Raw genomic sequence first — 14,839 nt, forward strand, 5'->3', positions numbered from 1 at the left:
AGGCGGGCCGTATCAGATCAGGGGCGGTCGGAAAGCCGCTCTGAACATGCCGATGCCGCCTTTGAGGTCGTCGCCGCCGATGCGATCGCCTAAACCCCCATTTCCCTCGCTTGGACCCAATGATCATGCAACGATCCGCCTTCCCCATCCTGGCTGCCCTCTGCTTGTGCCTGATCCTGCCGGCCCGGGCCGCGGCCGCAGCGGAGACGGAAGCGGTTTACGAAGGCTTCGTCGGCGACGCACGCGTCGTCGCCGCCCTGACGGAGAGCGAGGGAGAGATTTTCGGCCGTTATTTCTACCAGCGTTCGCGGCTCGACATCGATCTGTCCGGCAAGGCGGACGGCGACACGATTGTCCTGATGTCGCGAACGACCGGCGACCAGCTGCACCTGAAGCGGGTGGGTGCGACTCTCACGGGGACGCTGACCACCGCAAAGGCCCGGAAGCTCGCCGTAAGCCTGCGTCCCGCGGACGGACCGGGCGCCTTCCCTGCGGAAGTGCCGTCCACATTGAGTCTCTACGAGCGCCGGCAACTCGCCGGCCTTCGGCTCGTGCCGCAGCAGGCCGAAACCATCGGCGCGCGGACGATACGCTGGTACCGCGAGCCGCTGTCCGGCATCCGCCTGTTCCGCCTGGAGTCCGGTATTCCGGCCGCGCCGATGACGGCGATCAACCATGCTCTCGCCCGCGATCAGTGGCGGACGATCTCGGCCTGGTTCGCCTGCACCGGATCGGACGGAGTGGCCGGCACGGAAATCGCGGAGGCGAGCAGGCCGTGGATCGGCGCCCGTCACATGAGCTATTCCTGGACGACCAGTTGGAGCTGCGCGGGCACTGCCCACCCGGATTTCGGAACGGTGGGGCACAGCTACGACCTTCGCACCGGCCGCCCCTTAGCCCTGGATGATCTTCTGCACTTCGGAGCGGCACCGGTTCCTCGGCAAGAGAGCAACGGCTGGTACGCCTACCGCGCCAACAGCTTTGCGCCGGGCGTCGTCGCGCTGCTGAAGCGCTATCATCCCGCGGAGATGGCACCGCCCGGCGGAGACGACGACGCTTGCGACTATTCGGACCCCGATGTCTGGCATTTCCCGGCCTGGATGCTGTCCGACAAGGGCCTGTGGCTCGGTGCCTATTTTCCGCGCGTGCAGCGCGCCTGCGACGCGCCGGACTGGGCGATCATCCCCTGGTCTGCGCTCAGTCTCGCACGGGGCGAGCGGCCCTAGTCCTTGCTGTGGAGCGTGAGGAGATCGGAGCCGCCGTCCAGCCGCTTCCTCCCGATCCGGCTCTGCCTCAGCGCCGCTCAGGCCGCCGGCACGAGCCGCAGCAGGCGCCCGCCCTCGCCGTCTTCCAGCAGGTAGACGGAGCCGTCCGCCCCTTGTTCCACTTCGCGGATTCGCTTGCCCATCGGGAAGCGCTCCGCCTCGCGAGCGCTGGTGCCGTCGAAGCTGACCCGGATCAGGGCCTCGCTGGACAAGCCGCCGATCAGGGCGCTGCCGCGCCAGGCCGGGAATTTGGCGCCCGAATAGAAGATCAGGCTGGAGGGCGAGATCACCGGGGTCCACCACACTTCCGGGGCATTGAGATCGGGCCGGGTGTCGTGATCGGGGATCGGCTTGCCGTCATAATGATCGCCGTTCGAGACGAGCGGATAGCCGTAGTTCGAACCGCGCTCGATCCGGTTGAGTTCGTCTCCGCCCTTCGGCCCCATTTCGTTGGTCCACAATTGCCCCTGGCCGTCGAAGGCGATGCCGAGCAGGTTGCGGTGGCCGAGGCTCCAGACCTGCGCCGCGACCCCGCCGCGGGCGGCGAACGGATTGTCGGCCGGTACCGAGCCGTCGTCGTTCAAGCGAATGACCTTGCCCAGATTCTGGTTCATGTCCTGCGCCGGCGTGAACTTCTGACGCTCGCCGCTGGTGATGTAGAGCTTGCGATCCGGACCGAAGGCAATGCGGTGGGAATAATGGCCCTGGCCTTCGACCTTGGGCGACTGCCGCCAGATCGTCTGCAGCCCGTCGAGCCGGGCGCTGCCGCCGTCGCGGACCAACTTAGCGCGGCCGACCACCGCGCCGTGGGTATTGCCTTCGCCGGCCTCCGCCCAGCTCAGATAGACAAGATTGTTCTCGCTGAATTCGGGGTGGAGGACGACGTCGCCCAGCCCGCCTTGTCCGCCATAATCGACCTTGGGCACACCGGCGACCTCGATCGGCGTGCCGCCGCCCGGCGGCAGCAGCTTGAGGCGCCCCGCCTTCTCGGAGATCAAGGCGTGGCCGCCGGGCAGGAAGGTCATCGCCCACGGCTCGTCGAACGTTGCGACCGGTTCGACCTTGAACGGACGCTCACCGGCGCCGACCGAGCGCGCGGTGCCGCCCGCCTCGCTCTGCGCGTTGCAGGCCGAGGCGGCGAGCATGAGGATCGGGAGTGCAGCCAGGTTGAACGCGCGCATCGAGACCTCCGGTGTCGTTACCTCCATGGTCCTGCTGATCCGCCGCGGCTCCGTCAAGATGGTCAAGTGGCTGGACCCAGCGCGATCAATCCCTGCGCCTCGCGCAGGCGCCGCCTTGGCAGGTCCTCATGGTGTCAGTCGCTAGGGCAAGGACGAGAATGACGGAACATCAATGGTCTACCCCTGCCGATTCCGTGCTTGTCGTCTTTGCGGCTTGGGCCTATATGGCGTTCACCTTCCTCGACATCGTTAGACGTTGAGGCTGGTCCCGGGGTCGGGGCCGGCACGAGGCAGCTTTGTTTTTGGGACCGACTTCGCATGGCGGACATCACCGCAGTACAGAGCCTTATCGAACCCGCGGCGCAGGCCGAGGGGCTGGCGCTGGTGCGCGTGAAGATGATCGGCGGCACGTCCGACCCGACCTTGCAGGTGATGGCGGAGCGCCCCGACACGCGCCAGCTGACGCTCGAGGATTGCGAGCGCCTGTCGCGCCGGATTTCGGACATATTGGACGAGAGCGATCCGATCGAGGGCGCCTACCGCCTGGAAGTCAGCTCGCCCGGAATCGATCGGCCGCTGACCCGGCTTCAGGATTTCGAGGATTGGAAGGGCCATCAGGCCCGGATCACGCTCGAGGAGCCGTTCGCCAACCGCAAGCAGTTCACCGGCGACCTGCTCGGCGTCGAAGGCGACACCGTGCTGATCGAGGTGCCGGGCATGGGTGCGACCGGGCTCCCGTTCGCATCGCTGCGCTCCGCCAAGCTCGTCATGACCGACAAACTCATCGCCGCGACCGCGCCATTGTCCGCGGACGGTGCCGACAGAATTCAAGTAGAGGAAGACTGACATGGCCACTGCTGCCGTTTCCGCCAACAAGGCCGAACTGCTCGCCATCGCCGACGCGGTCGCGCGCGAGAAGCTGATCGATCGCGGCATCGTCATCGAGGCGATGGAAGACGCGATCCAGCGCGCCGCCCGGGCCCGCTACGGCGCCGAGAACGACATTCGCGCCAAGCTCGATCCCGTCTCGGGTGACCTGCGCCTGTGGCGCGTCGTCGAAGTGGTCGAGGAGGTCGAGGACCATTTCAAGCAGGTCAGCCTGAAGGACGCGCAGAAACTGCAAAAGGGCGCCGATCTCGGCGACTTCATCGTCGATCCGCTGCCGCCGATCGAGTTCGGCCGGATCGCAGCCCAGGCCGCCAAGCAGGTGATCTTCCAGAAGGTCCGCGACGCCGAGCGCGAGCGCCAGTATGAGGAGTTCAAGGATCGCGTCGGCGAGATCATCACCGGCGTCGTCAAGCGGGTGGAATTCGGCCACGTCGTCGTCGATCTCGGCCGCGCCGAGGGCGTCATCCGCCGCGACCAGCAGATCCCGCGTGAAGTGGTCCGCGTCGGCGACCGCGTCCGCGCGCTGATCCTTTCGGTCCGCCGCGAAAACCGCGGACCGCAGATCTTCCTGTCGCGCGCGCACCCGGACTTCATGAAGAAGCTGTTCGCCCAGGAAGTCCCCGAAATCTACGACTCGATCATCGAGATCAAGGCCGCCGCCCGCGATCCGGGCAGCCGCGCCAAGATCGGCGTGATCAGCCATGACAGCTCGATCGATCCGGTCGGCGCCTGCGTCGGCATGAAGGGCAGCCGCGTCCAGGCAGTCGTCCAGGAGCTGCAGGGCGAGAAGATCGACATCATCCCCTGGTCCGAGGATCTCGCGACCTTCGTCGTGAACGCGCTGCAGCCGGCGACGGTCAGCCGCGTCGTCATCGACGAAGAAGAGAGCCGCATCGAAGTGGTCGTTCCCGACGATCAGTTGAGCCTGGCGATCGGCCGCCGCGGCCAGAATGTCCGCCTCGCCTCCCAGCTCACCGGCTCGGCGATCGACATCATGACCGAGGCCGACGCCAGCGAGAAGCGTCAGCGCGAGTTCGTCGAGCGTTCGTCGATGTTCCAGGAGGAGCTCGACGTCGACGAGACCCTCGCCCAGTTGCTGGTCGCCGAAGGCTTCGGGGCGCTCGAAGAGGTCGCCTATGTCGAGCTCGACGAGCTCGCTTCGATCGAGGGCTTCGACGACGAGCTCGCCACCGAGCTGCAGAGCCGCGCCCAGGAAGCGCTGGACCGCCGCGAGGAAGCCTCACGCGAGGAACGCCGCTCGATGGGCGTCGAGGATGCGCTGGCCGAGATGCCTTATCTCACGGAGGGTATGCTGGTGACGCTCGGCAAGGCCGGCATCAAGACGCTCGACGACCTCGCCGACCTCGCCACCGACGAGCTCGTCCAGAAGAAGCGGCCCGAGCAGCGCCGCCAGCGCGAGAGCAACCGTTCCGAGGACAAGGGCGGGATCCTCGCCGAATATGGCCTTTCGGACGAACAGGGTAACGAGATCATCATGGCCGCGCGCGCCCATTGGTTCGAAGATGAAGGGGAGGACGCTGTTGCGGAAACCTCCCAATGAACGCCTAGCGAATCGTTCCCCCGCCCTGCTCGGGGCGGGGCTGCCGACGAATTGGATGCAGCGGGGGCGGAGTCGCCGCCGCGGTGATCGGTTGCGCCCGTTGCGCACGCTTTGCGTGCACCCCACCCCCTATTCCTCCCGCAGGCGGGAGGGGAGCCTTAGCGGGCTTGTCCTTCGGGAGGGCTGCGCATGAGCGACAAGCATGTGGCGGAGCGCAAGTGCATCCTTTCCGGAGAGCATGATGCGCGTGATGCGCTGATCCGGCTCGCGCTTGGTCCGGATGGGCAGGTGGCCCCGGACGTGCGGGCGAAAGCGCCGGGCCGCGGTGCCTGGATCGGCGTCGATCGTGCCGCCCTCGAAAAGGCCCAGGCCAACGGCAAGCTCCGCGGCGCCCTCGCCCGCGCCTTCAAGGGCCCCGTTCAGGCGCCGGAGGATCTTGCCGACCGAATCGAAGCTGCCCTCCGGCAGACTGCCCTCGATCGGCTCGGTCTCGAAGCGAGGGCCGGGACACTGATCACCGGCAGCGAGAAGATCGACGTCGCGCTGCGGCGCGGCGAAGTCCATCTGCTGCTCCACGCCGCCGATGCCGGCGAAGACGGCACCCGCAAGCTGGAACAGGCTTATCGGGTCGGCAGCATGGACGAGGATGAGAGTCCGATCGAGGCGCGCCAAGGGCTGGTCTTTCCAGCGGAAAGACCCATATTGTCGTTGGCCCTCGGACGCCAGAATGTGGTACATGTCGCCGTCATCGATCGCGCTGCCGCACAGCGCGTGCGTCATGCGCTTGAGCGATGGCGCGATTTTATAGGTCAGAAGGTCGGGCTGAGCGCCGCATCGGCGGGTACGTCGGATGCGTCGGCTGTGGATGTGAACGAAGGATTGTAATGAGCGATACGACTGATAAGCCGAAGCTGGGAGCGCGCGCGCCGCTGGGCCTGAAACGCACCGTCGAGACTGGCAAGGTGAAGCAGAGCTTCAGCCACGGCCGGTCGAACACCGTCGTCGTCGAAGTGAAGAAGCGCCGCATCCTCGGCCGCCCGGGCGAGGAAGCGCCGCGAGTCGAGGAAGCGCCGGCGCCGGCACCCGCACCGGCCGCCGCCGCTCCAACGGCGCCGACACCCACTGCACCGGCGGCACCGGCCTCGGCGCCTCCGGCTGCGGCTGTGCCTGCGGCTGCGGCTGCGGCTGCTCCCGCCGCGCCAGCCGCGCCCGCGCCGGCGGCCTCCGCCCCAGTCACGCCCCCGCCGGCACCCGCCGCGCGGGCCCCGCAGCCCGTCGCGCCCGCTCCGCGTCCGGCCGCGCCGGTCCGCCCCGCCTCGAACGATCCGATGGCCCGCCGCGAGCTTCAGGAGCGCCTGCTCCGCGAGGCCGAGGAAGCGCGCCTGATGTCGCTCGAGGAGGCGCGTCGCCGCGAAGACCGCCAGGCCCAGCAGGCGACCGAAGAGGAACGCCGCCGCCAGGAAGAGAATCGCCGCGCCGAGGAAGAATCGCGCCGCAAGGCCGAGGAAGAGGCTGCGGAGGCTGCGCGCCGCGCCGCCGAGGAAGCCGCCGCTCCCGCTCCTGCCGGCCAGGCACCCGCCGCCGCGGGCACGCCGGGCGCCGCGCGGACCGAGGAAGAACGCCGCGGCGCCGTGCCGCGGCCGAAGGCGCCGGCACCTGCGCTCAAGCGTCCCGAGCCGGCCCGCCCCGGCGCCGGCCGCGGCCGCGACGATCGCCGCCATGCCGGCAAGCTCACCGTCACGCGGGCCCTTTCCGGCGGCGACGACGACAATCGCGCTCGCTCGCTCGCTGCGCTTCGCCGCGCCCGCGAGAAGGAAAAGCGTGCCCACCAGCAGTCCGGCCCGTCGGCCAAGCAAGTCCGCGACGTCGTCGTCCCCGAGACGATCACGGTCGGCGAGCTCGCCAACCGAATGGCGGAGCGCGGCGCCGACCTGGTCAAGTCGCTGTTCAAGATGGGCATGGTGGTTACCGTCAATCAGACGATCGACCAGGACACCGCCGAGCTGCTCGTCACCGAATTCGGGCACAACATCAAGCGCGTCTCCGAATCCGACGTCGAGATCGGCCTTGGCGGCGAAGACGATGCGGCCGAGAACCTGCAGCCGCGGCCGCCGGTGGTCACCATCATGGGCCACGTCGATCACGGCAAGACCTCGCTGCTCGACGCGATCCGCGGCGCCAACGTCGTCTCCGGCGAGGCGGGCGGGATCACCCAGCATATCGGCGCCTATCAGGTCCAGCTGCCCGACAAATCGAAGATCACCTTCCTCGATACGCCGGGCCACGAAGCCTTTACCGAGATGCGCCAGCGTGGTGCCAACGTCACCGACATCGTCGTGCTGGTGGTGGCGGCCGATGACGGGCTCAAGCCGCAGACGGTGGAGGCGATCAACCACACCAAGGCGGCCGGCGTGCCGATGATCGTCGCGATCAACAAGATCGACAAGGACGGCGCCCGTCCGCAGCGCGTCCGCGAGGAGCTGCTGCAGCACGAGATCGTCGTCGAGGATCTGGGCGGCGACGTCCAGGACGTCGAAGTCTCGGCGCTGAAGAAGACCAATCTCGACGGCTTGCTCGAGGCGATCTCCTTGCAGGCGGAACTGCTCGAGATTACCGCCAACCCCGACCGTCCGGCCGAAGGCGCGGTGGTGGAGGCCAAGCTCGACAAGGGTCGCGGCCCGCTCGCGACCGTACTGGTTCAGCGCGGCACCCTGCGGGTTGGCGACATCTTCGTCGTCGGCGCGATCTCGGGCAAGGTTCGCGCGATGATCGACGACAAGGGCCGCCAGGTGAAGGAAGCGGGTCCCTCGGTTCCGGTGGAAGTGCTCGGCCTGTCGGGCGTTCCGTCGGCCGGCGACGTGCTCACCGTCGTCGAGAACGAAGCGCGTGCCCGCGAGGTCGCCGACTACCGCCAGGGCCTGCTCGACCGCAAGCGGACCACCGCGGCGCCGATCAGTCTCGAGAACATGTTCGCCTCGCGCGCGAGCCTGACCAAGGAATTCCCGCTGGTCATCAAGGCCGACGTGCAGGGATCGGCGGAAGCGATCGCAAGCGCGATCAACCGCATCTCGACCGAAGACATCCGGGCGCGCATCCTGCACACCGGCGTCGGCGGCATTACCGAGAGCGACGTCGTCCTCGCCAGCGCGTCCAAGGCGCCGATCATCGGCTTCAACGTTCGTCCGAACGCCAAGGCCCGAGAGATCGCCGAGCGCAACGGCGTCGAATTCCGCTATTACGACGTCATCTACCATCTCACCGACTGGGTGAAGCAGGCGATGGCCGGCGAACTCGGCCCCGAGATCATCGAAACGGTCGTCGGCCGTGCCGAGGTCAAGGAGGTCTTCCCGGCCGGCAAGAAGGACAAGGCGGCCGGTCTGCTGGTGCTCGAAGGCGTGCTTCGCAAGGGGCTCCACGCCCGCCTCACGCGGCAGGACGTCATCGTCTCCAAGACGACGATCTCGTCGCTGCGGCGCTTCAAGGACGACGTCGCCGAAGTGCGCGCCGGCCTGGAATGCGGCGTGCTGCTCGCCGACACGAACGACATCAAGGCGGGCGACCACCTCGAAGTGTTCGAGGTCGAGGAGCGTGCCCGGACCCTGTGAGGAAAAAGGCGGGGAAGAAGCGAAGGGACCGTTGGTATGATAGTATCGACGGGCTCGGGTGCCTGGTGGAAGGCGCCGGCTGCTTCTTCCCCTGCCTGATCCTCGCGTTCGGCTTGTCGTGGATGGTCTGACCGATGAAACGCAACGAATCGCCCGAAGGCCGCTCGGTCCGCCTGCTCCGCGTCGGTGAGCAGGTACGCCACGCGCTGTCCGACATCCTGATGCGCGGCGACGTCCATGACGACGTGCTTGCCAGCCACATGGTGTCGGTCACCGAAGTCCGCATGTCGCCCGACCTTCGCCATGCCACCGTCTTCGTGAAGCCGTTGCTCGGCCAGGACGAAGCGACCGTGCTGAAGGCGCTGCGCACCAACACCGCCTATCTGCAGCGCTCGGTGGCGACCCGGGTGAACACCAAATATGCCGCCAAGCTGAAGTTCCTCGCCGACGAGAGCTTCGATGAAGGCAGCCATATCGATTCCATCCTGCGCTCGCCGGTGGTCGCCCGGGATCTGGGGGATCCCGAGGCGTGACGCTCGGGGCTCCGATGGCGGACGGAGAGATCCGCCTGGAGCCGCTGGCGGAGGAGCACCGCGCCGCATTGAAGGCGGCCTGTGCCGAGGACCTGGAGATCTGGCCGATCTACGCCACCTCCTACGATCCGGAGCATTTCGACGAGAGTTTCGACCGCATCCTGGCAAGGCCGAACTGGCGCTGCTTCGCGATCTTTTCGGGTCACACCCTGGTCGGGATCAGCTGCTATCTGGGCATCGATCTCGACCGCATGGTGCTGGAAATCGGCAACACTTATTATGTGCCGGCGATGCGTGGCACCGGGTTCAACCGGCGGGTGAAGGACCTGATGCTGACCCGCGCGTTCGACTGCGGCTTTCGGCGGGTGGAGTTTCGGGTCGATTCCCGCAACGGCCGATCGCAGGCGGCGATGGCGAAGATCGGCGGGGTGCGCGAAGGCGTGATCCGCCAGGACCGCATCACCTGGAACGGCCACATCCGCGACACCGTTTTATTCTCTATCCTGGCCGACGAATATCGCGCCCGCCATGCCGCCGGATAATCTAATCTTTCAGATTGCGACCTGGCTGATACCGCTGGTCATCGCGATCGTCTTTCATGAAATCTCGCATGGCTGGGTCGCCAATGCCTTCGGCGACCCGACGGCGCGGGATCTCGGCCGGCTCAGCCCCAATCCGATCCGCCACGTCGATCCGATCGGCACCGTCGCGCTGCCGCTCGTCCTTGCCGTCGCCGGCGCACCGGTGTTCGGCTGGGCCAAGCCGGTGCCGGTCGTGGCGGCGCGGATGCGCAATCCACGCCTCCACATGATGATCGTCGCGCTGGCCGGACCGGGCATGAACTTCGCGCTCGCCCTGCTCGCCGCGATCGGTCTCCCGCTGATCGTGCCGAGCGTGCAGGCGGGCAGCCAGGTGAGCCGGTTCGTTGCCGAGAATCTCGAGAACTTCCTGCTGATCAACGTCTTCCTCGCGGTGTTCAACCTGCTGCCGATCCCGCCTTTCGACGGCGGCCACGTCGTCGAAGGCCTGCTGCCGAGGGGCGCGGCGCGCCGCTATCGCAAGCTCGGCCGCTACGGCTTTCCCCTGCTCGTCATCCTGCTGGTGGTGCTGCCGATGCTGTCGCCGCGCGCGAATGTCGTTGCGCATCTGGTGGTGCCGCCGGCCCGGGGGATCGCCGGATTCCTGCTCGGGCTCGTCGGCCTCGGCTGATCCCTCGCCCTTCCCGCGCGTCTCCAAGCCGCTAAAGGGAGAGGATGGCCAAGCTCTATTTCTATTATGCGTCGATGAACGCCGGCAAATCGACCGTGCTGCTGCAGGCCGCGTTCAATTATCGCGAGCGGGGGATGGCGCCGATGCTCTACACGGCAGGGATCGACGATCGCGCCGGTTTCGGCACGATCGCGTCCCGGATCGGGCTGAGCGCGGACGCGAACACGTTCGAGCCGGCGACCGACATCCGGCAGGCGGTGGAAGCCGAACTGAAGAAGCGGAGCGTCGACTGCATCCTGGTCGACGAGGCGCAGTTCCTGACCCGAGCCCAGGTCTTCCAGCTCGCCTCGGTGTGCGACGAACTCAACATTCCGGTGCTCGCCTACGGCCTGCGCACCGATTTCCAGGCCAATCTGTTCGAGGGCAGCGCCAACCTGCTCGCGCTTGCCGATACATTGGTCGAGCTCAAGGCGATCTGCGAGTGCGGACGCAAGGCGACGATGAACCTGCGCGTCGACGCCGACGGGATGTCGGTCGCGGCCGGCGAGCAGACCGAGATCGGCGGCAACGATCGTTACCTCGCGCTCTGCCGGCGCCATTTCATGGAACGGATCAAGGAGGCCGACGCACGCCAGCTCCGCCTCACGCTGATCGCCCCGGCGGCCGCAAGCGTCCGGGCGGGCTGAGGCGATGCATGGCTGGCTGATCATCGACAAGCCGGTGGGGCCCGGCTCGACCGACATCGTCTCGGCAACGAAGCGCGCGCTGCGCGACGGCGGCTACGGCAAGATGAAGGTGGGCCATGGCGGCACGCTCGATCCGCTGGCAAGCGGCGTGCTGCCGATCGCGCTCGGCGAGGCGACCAAGCTTTGCGGGCGGATGCTCGATTCGGACAAGGTCTACGAGTTCACGATCGAGTTCGGCACGCAGACGGATACGCTCGACCGCGAAGGAGCGGTGGTCGCGACGTCGGAGGTACGGCCGACCCTGGCTCAGGTCGAGGCGGTGCTTGCCCGGTTCATCGGGCCTATCGAGCAGGTGCCGCCGGCCTATTCGGCGATCAAGGTCGACGGCAAGCGCGCCTACGATCTCGCGCGCGCCGGTGCGGACGTCGAGATGAAGACAAGGGCGGTGACGGTGCATGCGCTGGAGATCCTCCCCGGTACGGCGAGGGGGATCGCGACGCGTAGCGGCGGGGTGGAGGGGCCGGCACCAACATCGGAGCAGCCCCTCCACCATGCTACGCATGGTCCCCCTCCCCGTACCGGGGAGAGTCTTCAGGAGGTCACGCTTCGGGCCCAGGTTTCGAAGGGCACGTATATCCGCTCGCTCGCGCGGGACATTGCGCATGCCTTGGAAAGCGTCGGCCATGTCACCATGTTGCGGCGGACCAAGGCCGGTCCGTTCGACCTTAGTCAGGCGATTTCGCTGGACAATTTGCGCGAAGCCGGTAAGGCCCGCGAGCTTGAACAGACACTCTTGCCGCTGACGGCGGGGCTGGACGACATCCCGGCTCTACCCGTCACCCCCGATCAGGCAAGGCTGCTCCGCCAGGGGCGGGTTTTGATCGGGATTGCCGCACAACGAGGCCTCCATCTTGCGACCGACCAGTCTGTTCCGGTTGCGCTCGTGGAAGCCGGCGGAGACGATCTCCGCTCCGAGCTTCGGGTGGTGCGCGGCTTCAACCTCTGATTTGAAAGGATAGACGATGTCGGTTACCGCCGAACGCAAGCAGGAAATCATCAGCGACAACGCCCGTGGCAGCACGGACACCGGCTCCCCCGAAGTGCAGGTCGCGATCCTGACCGAACGCATTTCGAACCTGACCGAGCATTTCAAGACCCACGCCAAGGACAATCACTCCCGCCGCGGTCTGCTCATGATGGTCAACAAGCGCCGCTCTCTCCTGGATTATCTCCGCAAGGAAGACGAAGCGCGCTACCAGGCACTGATCGCGAAGCTCGGCCTTCGCAAGTAACACGAAGCGGCCCCGATCGGGGCCGCTTTGCATATCGGGCGCCTGCAATCCGGCAGCGCCCGATCGGACCAACTTAGGTCCATCAAGCCGGGCGACAGCGCCCGCAAGGCCCCGGCAGGAAAGCCGGGCCGCACAGGCCCCGGCCGCATAGGGCGGCCGGACGGAAGGAAATCACATGTTCGATACGAAGAAAGTGGAAGTCGAGCTGGGCGGAAAGACCCTCACGCTCGAAACGGGCCGCGTCGCCCGGCAGGCCGACGGCGCGGTGATCGCGACCATCGGCGAAACCGTCGTCCTCTGCGCCGTCACCGCGGCGAAGAATGTGAAGGCCGGGCAGGATTTCTTCCCGCTCACCGTTCACTATCAGGAAAAATTCTCGGCCGCCGGCCGCATCCCGGGCGGCTTCTTCAAGCGTGAGCGCGGCGCCACCGAAAAGGAGACGCTGACCAGCCGTCTCATCGACCGGCCGATCCGCCCGCTCTTCCCGGAAGGTTTCTACAACGAGATCAACGTCATCGCCCACGTGCTGAGCTATGACGGCGAGAACGAGCCGGACATCGTCGCGATGATCGCCGCCTCGGCCGCTTTGACCATCTCCGGCGTTCCCTTCATGGGGCCGATCGGCGCCGCCCGTGTCGGCTACAAGGACGGCGAGTATCAGCTCAACCCGAGCCTTGAGCAGGTCAAGGAAGGCGATCTCGATCTCATCGTCGCCGCCACCCACCAGGCGGTGATGATGGTCGAATCGGAAGCCAAGGAGCTTTCGGAAGAGGTGATGCTGGGCGCCGTGATGTTCGCCCACGACGCCAGCCGCAAGGTCGTCGACGCGATCATCAGCCTTGCCGAGCAAGCCGCCAAGGATCCGTGGGAGCTCGAAACCGGCGCCGACCCGTCGGCGCTGAAGAAGCAGCTGCGCGACATCGTCGGCGACGACATCGCCGCCGCTTATCGCACCACCAGCAAGTCCGAGCGCTCGAACCTGCTCAACGCCGCACGCGACAAGGCCAAGGCGGCGTTCGCCGAGGCGGAGCCGCAGCAGCAGCTCGTTGCGCAGAAGCTGGTCAAGAAGCTGGAAGCGGAGATCGTCCGCGGCGCCATCCTGAAGGACGGCCGCCGCATCGACGGTCGCGACACCAAGACCGTCCGCCCGATCGAGGCGATGGTCGGCTTCCTGCCGCGCACCCATGGTTCGTCGCTGTTCACCCGCGGCGAAACCCAGGCGATCTGCACCACCACCCTTGGCACCAAGGATGCGGAGCAGATGATCGACGGCCTCGACGGGCTGTCGTACCAGCGCTTCATGCTCCACTATAACTTCCCGCCTTATTCGGTCGGTGAAGTGGGCCGCTTCGGCGCTCCGGGCCGCCGCGAAGTCGGTCACGGCAAGCTCGCCTGGCGCGCGCTCAATCCGGTGCTGCCGACCCACGAGGAATTCCCGTACACGATCCGGGTCACCTCCGACATCACCGAGTCGAACGGCTCGTCGTCGATGGCCTCGGTGTGCGGCGGTTCGCTGGCGCTGATGGATGCGGGCGTTCCGCTTAAGCGTCCGGTTTCCGGCATCGCCATGGGCCTGATCCTGGAAGGCAAGGACTTCGCCGTTCTGTCCGACATCCTCGGCGACGAGGATCATCTCGGCGACATGGACTTCAAGGTCGCCGGCACGTCGGAAGGCATCACCAGCCTGCAGATGGACATCAAGATCGCCGGGATCACCCAGGAGATCATGAAGACCGCGCTCGAGCAGGCCAAGGCCGGCCGCGCCCACATCCTCGACGAGATGGCCAAGGCGCTCGATCAAACCCGCACCGAGCTGTCGGCGCATGCGCCGCGGATCGAGACGATGACGATCGACAAGACCAAGATCCGTGACGTCATCGGCACCGGCGGCAAGGTGATCCGCGAGATCGTCGCAACCACCGGCGCCAAGGTCGACATCGACGACGAGGGGATCATCAAGATCAGCTCGTCCGATCTGTCGCAGATCGAAGCGGCACGCCGCTGGATCCAGGGCATCGTCGAAGAGCCGGAAGTGGGCAAGGTCTACACCGGCAAGGTCGTCAACCTGGTCGATTTCGGCGCCTTCGTGAACTTCATGGGCGGCAAGGACGGTCTCGTCCACGTCTCGGAGATCAAGAACGAGCGGGTCGAGAAGGTCGCGGACGCCCTCTCCGAAGGCCAGGAAGTCAAGGTCAAGGTGCTCGAGATCGATCCGCGCGGCAAGGTTCGCCTGTCGATGCGAGTCGTCGATCAGGAAACCGGCGAGGAGCTGGAAGACACCCGTCCGCCGCGGGAGGAGCGTCCCCGTGGCGAGCGCAGCGACCGTGGTGATCGCGGTGACCGGGGCGGCGATCGCGGCCGTGGCCCGCGCCGTGACGGCGAAGGCCGTGGCGGACGCGGCGGTGATCGCGGTGGTCGCGGCGGCGAGCGCGGGGGTGAGCGCGGTGATCGCGGTCCCCGTCGCGAGCGCAGCGAAGGTGGCAGCAACGAAGGCGGCGATCCCGAATTCGCGCCGGCCTTCCTGACCCGCAACGACGATTAAGTTCGGGTCTCACCGACAAGAAGAAGGGCCGCCGGAGCGATCCGGCGGCCCTTTGTTTTTGTGGGGGTGGGTGCGCG

Annotated in this window: 13 protein-coding genes; 12 read left to right on the forward strand and 1 reads right to left on the reverse strand. The window is 67.0% G+C overall.

Features of this window, described 5'->3' with window-relative positions; genetic code table 11:
- Nucleotides 1-125: 125 nt before the first annotated feature.
- Entirely contained in the window at nt 126-1,226 is a 1,101-nt protein-coding gene (locus ETR14_RS09970) for a hypothetical protein (RefSeq protein ID WP_129384464.1), read from the forward strand.
- A gap of 77 nt (nt 1,227-1,303) precedes the next feature.
- Here ETR14_RS09970 and ETR14_RS09975 read toward each other — a convergent pair whose 3' ends face one another.
- The gene (locus ETR14_RS09975) at nt 1,304-2,446 is read right to left on the reverse strand and encodes a PQQ-dependent sugar dehydrogenase (protein WP_129384465.1); all 1,143 of its coding nucleotides are present in this window, start codon (nt 2,444-2,446) and stop codon (nt 1,304-1,306) included.
- A 318-nt stretch (nt 2,447-2,764) separates the two neighbouring features.
- On the opposite strand from ETR14_RS09975, the gene rimP reads away from it, so the two are divergent.
- From rimP to pnp, 11 genes are all read left to right on the forward strand, one after another.
- Nucleotides 2,765-3,292: a ribosome maturation protein RimP gene (rimP, locus tag ETR14_RS09980; RefSeq protein WP_129384466.1), complete on the forward strand. Its 528-nt coding sequence runs from the start codon at nt 2,765-2,767 to the stop codon at nt 3,290-3,292.
- 1 nt (nt 3,293) lies between these two features.
- Nucleotides 3,294-4,895 carry a transcription termination factor NusA gene (gene nusA, locus ETR14_RS09985; RefSeq protein WP_129384467.1) on the forward strand — a complete coding sequence of 534 codons (1,602 nt, stop codon included), beginning with the start codon at nt 3,294-3,296 and terminating at the stop codon, nt 4,893-4,895.
- A gap of 189 nt (nt 4,896-5,084) precedes the next feature.
- The gene (locus tag ETR14_RS09990; RefSeq protein ID WP_129384468.1) at nt 5,085-5,780 is read left to right on the forward strand and encodes a DUF448 domain-containing protein; all 696 of its coding nucleotides are present in this window, start codon (nt 5,085-5,087) and stop codon (nt 5,778-5,780) included.
- The gene (infB, locus tag ETR14_RS09995; RefSeq protein WP_129384469.1) at nt 5,780-8,500 is read left to right on the forward strand and encodes a translation initiation factor IF-2; all 2,721 of its coding nucleotides are present in this window, start codon (nt 5,780-5,782) and stop codon (nt 8,498-8,500) included. Before ETR14_RS09990 ends, infB begins: the two co-directional genes overlap by 1 nt.
- 134 nt (nt 8,501-8,634) lie before the next feature.
- Nucleotides 8,635-9,033, forward strand: coding sequence for a 30S ribosome-binding factor RbfA (gene rbfA / locus ETR14_RS10000; protein WP_129384470.1), 399 nt, complete (start codon nt 8,635-8,637; stop codon nt 9,031-9,033).
- Complete coding sequence (locus tag ETR14_RS10005) at nt 9,030-9,575, forward strand: GNAT family N-acetyltransferase (RefSeq protein WP_243455843.1); 546 nt, start codon at nt 9,030-9,032, stop codon at nt 9,573-9,575. Before rbfA ends, ETR14_RS10005 begins: the two co-directional genes overlap by 4 nt.
- Nucleotides 9,562-10,242: a site-2 protease family protein gene (locus ETR14_RS10010; protein WP_129384471.1), complete on the forward strand. Its 681-nt coding sequence runs from the start codon at nt 9,562-9,564 to the stop codon at nt 10,240-10,242. The genes ETR14_RS10005 and ETR14_RS10010 overlap by 14 nt, the downstream gene beginning before the upstream one ends.
- A 44-nt stretch (nt 10,243-10,286) precedes the next feature.
- Nucleotides 10,287-10,928 (forward strand): thymidine kinase, encoded by a 642-nt coding sequence (locus ETR14_RS10015; protein WP_129384472.1) that lies wholly within the window; start codon nt 10,287-10,289, stop codon nt 10,926-10,928.
- Nucleotides 10,929-10,932: 4 nt separating this feature from the next.
- The gene (gene truB, locus ETR14_RS10020) at nt 10,933-11,934 is read left to right on the forward strand and encodes a tRNA pseudouridine(55) synthase TruB (protein WP_129384473.1); all 1,002 of its coding nucleotides are present in this window, start codon (nt 10,933-10,935) and stop codon (nt 11,932-11,934) included.
- A gap of 16 nt (nt 11,935-11,950) precedes the next feature.
- Nucleotides 11,951-12,220, forward strand: coding sequence for a 30S ribosomal protein S15 (rpsO, locus tag ETR14_RS10025; RefSeq protein ID WP_129384474.1), 270 nt, complete (start codon nt 11,951-11,953; stop codon nt 12,218-12,220).
- Between the two features lie 175 nt (nt 12,221-12,395).
- Nucleotides 12,396-14,762, forward strand: coding sequence for a polyribonucleotide nucleotidyltransferase (gene pnp / locus ETR14_RS10030; protein ID WP_129384475.1), 2,367 nt, complete (start codon nt 12,396-12,398; stop codon nt 14,760-14,762).
- The last annotated feature ends 77 nt before the right edge of the window (nt 14,763-14,839 follow it).

It is taken from the genome of Sphingosinicella sp. BN140058 (assembly GCF_004135585.1).
Lineage (GTDB): Bacteria > Pseudomonadota > Alphaproteobacteria > Sphingomonadales > Sphingomonadaceae > Allosphingosinicella.

What these genes read in the sequence shown, in the direction of transcription:
- rimP (WP_129384466.1), top strand. Translation starts at nt 2,765, where the DNA reads ATGGCGGACATCACCGCAGTACAGAGCCTTATCGAACCCGCGGCGCAG.
- ETR14_RS10015 (WP_129384472.1), top strand. Translation starts at nt 10,287, where the DNA reads ATGGCCAAGCTCTATTTCTATTATGCGTCGATGAACGCCGGCAAATCG.
- truB (WP_129384473.1), top strand. Translation starts at nt 10,933, where the DNA reads ATGCATGGCTGGCTGATCATCGACAAGCCGGTGGGGCCCGGCTCGACC.
- ETR14_RS09975 (WP_129384465.1), bottom strand. Translation starts at nt 2,446, where the DNA reads ATGCGCGCGTTCAACCTGGCTGCACTCCCGATCCTCATGCTCGCCGCC.
- ETR14_RS10010 (WP_129384471.1), top strand. Translation starts at nt 9,562, where the DNA reads ATGCCGCCGGATAATCTAATCTTTCAGATTGCGACCTGGCTGATACCG.
- rbfA (WP_129384470.1), top strand. Translation starts at nt 8,635, where the DNA reads ATGAAACGCAACGAATCGCCCGAAGGCCGCTCGGTCCGCCTGCTCCGC.
- nusA (WP_129384467.1), top strand. Translation starts at nt 3,294, where the DNA reads ATGGCCACTGCTGCCGTTTCCGCCAACAAGGCCGAACTGCTCGCCATC.
- rpsO (WP_129384474.1), top strand. Translation starts at nt 11,951, where the DNA reads ATGTCGGTTACCGCCGAACGCAAGCAGGAAATCATCAGCGACAACGCC.
- pnp (WP_129384475.1), top strand. Translation starts at nt 12,396, where the DNA reads ATGTTCGATACGAAGAAAGTGGAAGTCGAGCTGGGCGGAAAGACCCTC.
- ETR14_RS09990 (WP_129384468.1), top strand. Translation starts at nt 5,085, where the DNA reads ATGAGCGACAAGCATGTGGCGGAGCGCAAGTGCATCCTTTCCGGAGAG.
- infB (WP_129384469.1), top strand. Translation starts at nt 5,780, where the DNA reads ATGAGCGATACGACTGATAAGCCGAAGCTGGGAGCGCGCGCGCCGCTG.
- ETR14_RS09970 (WP_129384464.1), top strand. Translation starts at nt 126, where the DNA reads ATGCAACGATCCGCCTTCCCCATCCTGGCTGCCCTCTGCTTGTGCCTG.